The following is an 8,029-nucleotide window of genomic DNA, read 5'->3' as shown; positions in this document are numbered from 1 at the left end:
ATCCCTAAAATTTGTTTTGTTCGTAGTGGATACTTTTGGATATAATCAAAAACCATAACTAATATTGAAAAATGGTAGGGACTCAATTAAATGTTTTACCATTTTTCTTTTACTAAGTTAATATTTCGGACAAGTCTAATGCTTGATGAATGTTAAAGGATTCTTGTCTGAAATCGCAGGCTAATAGCACAGTGATTCCTACAAGCAGAGACGGTATAGCCAGCGATAAGGTTCTGAAGTTAAATTTCATAACTTTGTCAATTTACTGGTGTGTCAATTATTTTGGTCTGTTTGGTTTTAAAATCAGTAAATACACGCCTACACTCAAAAGCGATAGCTCTTGAGAGCAGTCATATATAACGGTTGGCTTAAAATATCGACGAAAGAATTGCTCCAGAGAAGGTATAACTCTTGTGTTTTTGTTTACTCAATAGCTACTAGTTACTATCTATCATAAAATGTTTAAGCGCATCACTTTATTTATAATATATTTATTATTGTCAATACCTTCGCCAATTTACGAAGCCTCTTTGAGTGCAAGCTTTACACCCTCAATGACATTAATTTGGAACAGCGACAAATAAAAAGTCACTGTACATATAACTTGCTCAAGGCTATTAATTATTTAAATATATTTGTCAATTCGTAGACTTAGTGTAATTTTTGATACATCTTTTTTTCTGTTTACAAATTAAGCAAATTGCTTGATGATGACAACACAAATTCACATCAAGGCTTACGCAAAAACTCTGTAAAGTTCCCTATTCTACCCTGTGATTTCTGCTTTGCGTTTACATTCTTTCGTAATGTTTGCGTAAGTTAGACATGCGATCGCAAACACCTAACAAGTGTTTTGACATTAGATGTAAATTCAAAATTCCAAAAGTTCTCCCAACATAAATCGAGCTAGATGTTCATGTTGCCAATATTGACGACAATCTGCAATGCGAATCAGTGCAGACAAACTGGATTAACGCTGAATCTGTTTGACTTACAAGGAGAAGGTTTTTATGAGAACTCCCAGAGAGACTTCCAGCAAAGCTTTTGAAAAGGCAACACACCGTATCCAAGAATCTTTTGCAAAATCAGACACCCTAAACTTAAGGACAACTGGCTCAAGATCGGTAGAAGCTTGGTTTTTAGGCCCAAAAGCAGAAAATATCCACCATTTGCAAGCATGGATACTAGAGGCAATCCAATCTCACGCTGAGTGGAGAAAGAGTTATTTTCCTGAGGATCCTTGTCATATTACTACTGAGATTAAGCGTTCAACAGACTACCAAGAAGCGATCGCTCTCCTTGATGAAGGTTATAAGGACTTATTAGAACAGCTGAAGAACTCCGTTCCCTTTTTCAGTATGCGCTATCAAGGACACATGGGTTGGGATTCAACCATTCCGTCGGTACTCGGCTACTTTGCGGGAATGCTATACAACGCTAATAATGTGGCTTTTGAAGCCTCCACTGTCACTACAAGACTGGAAATCGAGGTAGGTGACGATCTTTGCCGGATGCTAGGATACTACGTTCCGCCAGAGGAAAGTGAAAGTGATGAGCTGCGAGCCTGGGGACATATCACTTGTGGGGGAACAGTTGCTAACATAGAGGCTATTTGGTCAGCGAGAAATCTCAAATTTTATCCCATTGCGATTAAAGAAGCTTTGAAAGAAGATGAAAAATTGCAACAGATAGTAGGCAATATCGCGATTAATGCCTACTTACCAACTTCTGGAACTTGGACAGAGCAGCAATTAACCACACTCGACACTTGGCAACTGTTAAACCTCAAAGTTGATGATATCTTAGGCTTGTCTACGCAAATCACCAATCAATTAATGAGTCAAGGTATTGATGAGAGTCAAGCTTCTACTATCTTATCTGCTGCCTTGTCGAAGTATTCTGTGCAAGATCTAGGCATTCAGGAATTTTCTAAGCGTTATTTGCAAGGCATTGAATCGCCAGTCTTTTTTGTACCAGGAACCAAACATTATTCATTCCCGAAAGCAGCAGCTGTTTTAGGAATCGGAGCCTCCCACATGATTGATGTGGAAGTTGACGAACATGGCAGGATGAGAATTGAGCCTATTGAACCTCAAACTGACCAAGATGGACTAAAAGGCTATAGTCTAAAAGTAGATTTACAATATTGCCTAGACAACCATATTCCTGTCTATACCGTCGTTGCAGTTATCGGCACCACCGAGGAAAGCGCAGTCGATCCGCTCAAGCAAATTCTGGAACTACGAGAAGAATTTAGCCAAAAAGGATTACAGTTTACCGTTCATGCTGATGCTGCTTGGGGGGGATATTTCGCAACACTATTACGTACCGACGCAGACTTTGGTTTAGCTTCTCCCAAAGATACAGCACCGCCAATTTCTCCCTTGAGTGCTTATGTAGAGGAGCAATTTGCCGCTCTGACCTATGCTGACTCGATCACCGTCGATCCCCATAAATCAGGTTACATCCCCTATCCGGCGGGAGCTTTGTGCTATCGCAACTCAGCGATGCGGAATTTAGTTACTTTCGTTGCCCCCTACGTTTTTCATGGAGAAGCAGAACCAACCATTGGTATTTATGGGATTGAGGGATCTAAACCAGGTGCGGCTCCAGCGGCGGTATATTTGAGCCATCGCGTCATTCGACCTACCAAAGATGGCTATGGTAGGATTTTGGGTCAGGCTCTGTTCACTGGTGATAAACTCTATGCTCGACTGTTGTGTATGGCCAAAGAGGAAGATCCGTTTACTATTGTTCCTCTAACTTTAATTCCAGATTCTATTCCAGGGAATACAGAAGCAGAAAAAATTAAATTCATTCGTGAAAGAGTAGATGGTAAAACGAATGAAGAGATTGAGCAGGATGAAGAAGCTATGGCCGCACTTGAAGAACTTGGGCCAGATTTAAACATCTTGATTTACGCTTTTAACTTCAAAATTAATGGTCAACTCAATACCAGCTTAAAGAACGCGAACCTTCTCAATAAACGGTATTATGAAAACCTAAGTATTGATGAAGGGGATGATATTAACAATTATCCGATTATTGTTAGTACCACAGATTTTACCAAAGAAGCTTATGGTTCTTATTTCATTGAACATTACAAGAAGCGTTTAGGGGTGACAGGAGAAACAGATGAACCGATTACTGTCATCCGTACTGTAGTCCAAAATCCTTGGACGACTGAAACAGCTGAAGGTTCGTTTATCGATGTCTTGGAGGGAATAATTCGGGAATCGATTTTAAAGGTGATTGAAGACATTCAAGATGAAATAGAGTAACCTGAGTTCGGGATAAGGAAAAGGGCAGGTAGTAAGCTGAAAATAGCGTTAAATCCAGCAATCTGCCCTATGTTTAGTTTAGATGCCTTGTTCTGCCATGTAGATGATTTGTGTCAAGCGTTTGAAGCCCAATGGCAAAAAAGGCTGTTGATACATGGAGGAATAAAACGTAATCGGGCGAAAAGTCTATGTTTGAGCGAGATCATGAGGATACTGATTGCATTCCATCAGAATCACTACCGAAATTTCAAGTATTTTTATTTGAATCAAGTGAAACAATATTGGAGTGATGCGTTTCCAGGTCTTCCTTCTGATCAAAGATTTATCGAATGGATACCATCAACCTTGATACCGTTGTGCGTCTATTTGAAGCATTGTTTTGGACGATGTACTGGTATCAGTTTTATCGATTCAACTAGCTTGAAAGTCTGCCATAATCGTCGCATTTCGCGCCATCGAGTGTTTAAGGATTTAGCTGCGCGTGGTGAAGTAGTTCCCATCTTGGCGGTTTCCGGCGATGGGAAACTACTGAACCCGAAGGGCAAGACTTCTGTGGATTGGTTCTTTGGTTTTAAACTTCATCTAGTCGTCAATGAGTTAGGTCAACTTTTAAATGTGATTCTCACTCCTGGTAATATTGATGACCGTCAGCCTGTATATGATTTACTCAGTGGACTGTTTGGTAAAGTCTTTGCTGATAGAGGTTACGTCTCTCAACAATTAGCTACTCAACTTTTACAAGACTTCGAGATTGAATTTTTTGCCAAACCCCGTCGCAACATGAAGAATAAACTCATGCGACTTCATGACAAGCTTTTGTCCCGTAAACGCTCCATTATTGAGACTATTAACGATCAACTCAAGAACATTTCCCAAATTGAACATTCCAGACATCGTAGTCCTGTGAATTTTTGCGTTAATGTTCTGTGTGGACTGATTGCTTATTGTCATCAGCCTCACAAGCCTAGCCTTCATCTTGAATGGCTTTTGCCTCCATCTGCTTAACCCGAGCTCAGGTTACTTAATTCCTAAAGATTTCTGATTATTTGATCGCCAGAGTTAATTGTATTATGTATTTTGAAGAAGTAGTGAAAACTTTAGACGAACTAATTTTTGCGAGAACAGGAATGCACCTTAGTATTCTCAAAATCGAAATACTTAAATATTCTTGGCAAAATTTAACTTATTCAAAAATGGCACAAACTTTTAATCTCAGTCAACAACACGTTAAAGATACTGGTTACGAGTTGTGGCATCAGCTTTCAATGGTACTGGGAAAGAAGATCAATAAAAATAATTTTCCAGCCTTAATGGAATCTTGGCTGCAATTATCCTCACAAGATTCTTTAAAATTACTATTAAGTAAAGTTACATTAACAGAGTCTGTTATTTCATTATTGCCAAAGGATGAATGTCAGAAGCCTTGTATTCAAATATATCAAGATTGGGGAGATAAACCTGAAATTGATGTTTTCTGTGGGCGTATCTCAGAAATAACCACGCTAAAGCGGTGGATTGTTAATGATTGCTGTCGATTATTGGTAGTTTGGGGTATGGGCGGTATTGGTAAAACATATTTATCGCTAAAGCTTGCAAGTGAAATTCAAGATCAGTTTGAGTACCTCATTTGGCGAAGGTTAATCAATGCTCCATCCATTACAGAAATTCTAACAGATTTAATAAAGTTTTTCTCGAATCAACAAGAGCTTTATTTACCGGATACTTTAGAGGGTAAAATTTCACGATTGCTTCATTACCTACAAGAGCATCGCTGTCTATTGATACTAGATAATTGGGAGACAGTTATACAAAGAAGCATGTCATTAAAAGGCGGTGTTAATAACTTATATGCTGAAAAATATTTAGAGGAATATGAGGGATATAATGAGCTACTCAATCGGCTTGGAAAAACCTTTCATCAAAGTTCTATACTAATTACTAGTCGTGAAAAACCTCAAAATATTGCTCTAATGGAAGGTAAAAAACGCCCTGTTCGCTGCTTTAAATTAAGTGGTTTAAATAATTTGGATGGACAAAAAATTTTTACAGAACTTGGTTCTTTTTCTGGTTCTAATGAAGAATGGAAAAAACTAATTAAATTTTACAAAGGAAACCCCTTAGCGTTAGAGCTTGCTGCCAAGCATATTATCGAAGTATTTGATGGAAATATTTCTTCTTTTCTAATAGAAGGGCAAAAAATTTTTATTGAAATTCGTGATTTATTAGATTGGTATTTTGAATACTTATCAGATTGTGAAAAAGAGCTTATGTATTGGTTTGCTATTAATCGCGAACCAGTTACGATTTCAGAACTAAAAGAAGATATCCTATCACCAGTCTTCAAAGAAAACATTTCATCAACTTTGCAATTACTACAACGACGCTTACCTTTAGAAAATAATTCTTTGGCGTTTACTGTACAACCTGTTATTATGCATTACTTAACAGAACGATTAATTGAGCAGGTTTGTGAAGAAATTATAATGGAAAAAATTAAAATTTTAAATAGCCATGCTCTGCTCAAGGCTTCAGCGAAGGACTATGTTAGAGAAAGTCAAATCAGCCTTATACTTAAACCATGTCTAGATAGGTTGCTCAATACTTTAGGTAATAAAAGTAGTGTTGAAGAAAAGCTAAAACAAATCATATTAAAACTGCAACAGGAATCTCACCAGAAAATCGGATATGCGGCAGGAAATATACTGAATATGCTATGTCAATTAAAAACTGAGATTAAAGGTTGTGATTTTTCTGGGCTTACAGTTTATCAAGCTTATCTCCAAGGGATAAATCTCCAACAGGTCAATTTTGCATACTCTGACCTATCCAAGTCTAGTTTTGCTGAAATTTTTAGTAGCGTTTTATCTGTAAAATTTAGTCAAGATGGAAAGCTTTTAGCTACAAGCGATGCAAAGGCAAAAGTTCATTTATGGGAAGTTGCAAATGGAAAAAAACTTTTAACTTTTGAGGGACATAATTGGCTACGCTCAGTAGACTTTAGTTCTAATAGTATGACCTTAGCTGGTTGTGGTGAAGATAAAATTGTGTATTTATGGGATGTTAAGACTGGTCAATGCTTTAGAAGTTGGACAGAACACAGTGATTATGTGTGGTCAGTTACCTTCAGCCCTAGTGATACAATCCTAGCAAGTGCTAGCAGCGATCAAACTATACGTTTGTGGGATGTTAACACTGGTCAATGCATCAAAACTTTACTAGGGCATACCAATTGTGTGCGTTCGATTGATTTCAGTCCAGATGGTACAACTTTAGCCAGTGGAAGTGATGATCAAACCGTAAAACTTTGGGATATTAACACTGGTCAGTGCATTAAAACTTTACTAGGACATACAAAAGCAGTAACTTCAGTTACCTTCAGCCTTAGTGATACAATCCTAGCAAGTGCTAGCAGCGATCAAACTATACGTTTGTGGGATGTTAACACTGGTCAATGCATCAAAACTTTACTAGGGCATACCAATTGTGTGCATTCGATTGATTTTAGTCCAGATGGTATAACTTTAGCTAGTGGAAGTGATGATCAGACCGTAAAGCTTTGGGATATTAACACTGGTCAGTGCATTAAAACTTTACTAGGACATAATAGTTGGGTTCGAGCAGTTGCCTTTAACTTTGATGCAAAAACATTAGTTACTGGTGGTTATGACCAGAAAGTAAAACTTTGGAGTGTCAGTAATGGTAAATGTATCAAAACTTTGCAAGGGCGCAATAGTGGACTAGAGTCAGTTGCTTTCAATCCAAATGGTCAAATTTTGGCTGCTGGAAGTGAAAATAAAATTGTGTACCTATGGAATATTAACACGGGTTTATGTTTCAAAACTTTACATGGACACACAAATTGGGTCTGGTCTGTGGCTTTCAGTTCAAATGGTTGGATGCTAGCGAGTGGTAGTGAAGATAAAACTGTGCGCCTTTGGGATATTTATAGCGGTCAATGCTGTAAAACTTTATTAGGACATACCAGTTGGATATGGTCAGTCAGGTTTGATCCAACGGGAAAAATCTTAGCTAGTGCCAGTGACGATCAAACTGTACGCCTGTGGGACATCTACACAGGTTTATGTTTTAAAACTTTATGGGGACACACAAGTCGAGTTTGGGCAGCCGTTTTTAGTCCAGACGGAACAACTCTAGCTAGTGCCAGTGACGATCAAACTATACGCTTGTGGGATGTCTCTACTGGTCAGTGTTTGAAGATTTTGAAAGGACATACTAAAGGAGTATGGTCTATTGCTTTCAGCTCTAATAGTAAACTTCTAGCTAGTGGTAGCGAGGACTGCACTGTTAAGTTATGGGACTTAGATATGGGTCAATGCTTAGAAACCTTTGAAGGGCATACTAATTGGTTATGGTCAGTAGCTTTCAGTCCTGATAGCCGCATCTTGGCCACTGGTAGCGAAGATGAAACTGTGCGCCTTTGGGATCTTCATACTGGGCAGTCCCAAGTCCTGTCTGGTCATACTGCTCGTGTACGGTCTGTTGCCTTCAGTCCTAATGGTGATACTATCAGCAGTGCTAGCGAAGATGAAACAATCATAATATGGAATGTTAAAACAGCAAAATACCTGAAAACACTAAGAGTTGAAAGACCCTACGAAGGCATGAATCTTACAGGAGTCAATGGTTTAAACGACAGTCAAAAAAACACTTTAAAAGCTCTAGGAGCATTTGAATTCGACGTTGCTGAATGAAGAGATGAATTGCTTTATGCAGTACAGCTTTATACT

General features: G+C 38.3%; 3 protein-coding genes. All 3 read left to right on the top strand.

The annotated features are described in order from the left end of the window. Positions 1–1,010 precede the first annotated feature (1,010 nt). The 3 genes from RMY31_RS22365 to RMY31_RS22355 all read left to right on the top strand — a co-directional run bounded on the left by RMY31_RS22365 (position 1,011) and on the right by RMY31_RS22355 (position 7,993). Complete coding sequence (locus tag RMY31_RS22365) at positions 1,011–3,281, top strand: pyridoxal phosphate-dependent decarboxylase family protein (protein WP_322661706.1); 2,271 nt, start codon at positions 1,011–1,013, stop codon at positions 3,279–3,281. A 69-nt stretch (positions 3,282–3,350) separates the two neighbouring features. Then, the gene (locus RMY31_RS22360; protein WP_322661704.1) at positions 3,351–4,286 is read left to right on the top strand and encodes an IS982 family transposase; all 936 of its coding nucleotides are present in this window, start codon (positions 3,351–3,353) and stop codon (positions 4,284–4,286) included. Positions 4,287–4,327: 41 nt separating this feature from the next. Further along, positions 4,328–7,993 (top strand): NB-ARC domain-containing protein, encoded by a 3,666-nt coding sequence (locus tag RMY31_RS22355; protein WP_322661702.1) that lies wholly within the window; start codon positions 4,328–4,330, stop codon positions 7,991–7,993. Positions 7,994–8,029 lie beyond the last annotated feature (36 nt).

It is taken from the genome of Dendronalium sp. ChiSLP03b (assembly GCF_034531165.2).
In the GTDB taxonomy this organism is placed as follows: Bacteria; Cyanobacteriota; Cyanobacteriia; order Cyanobacteriales; family Nostocaceae; genus Dendronalium; species Dendronalium minutum.
The sequence above is the reverse complement of the archived record's forward strand: the minus strand, read 5'-3'. Positions and strand labels throughout refer to the sequence as shown.

What these genes read in the sequence shown, in the direction of transcription:
- RMY31_RS22365 (WP_322661706.1), top strand. Translation starts at nt 1,011, where the DNA reads ATGAGAACTCCCAGAGAGACTTCCAGCAAAGCTTTTGAAAAGGCAACA.
- RMY31_RS22360 (WP_322661704.1), top strand. Translation starts at nt 3,351, where the DNA reads ATGTTTAGTTTAGATGCCTTGTTCTGCCATGTAGATGATTTGTGTCAA.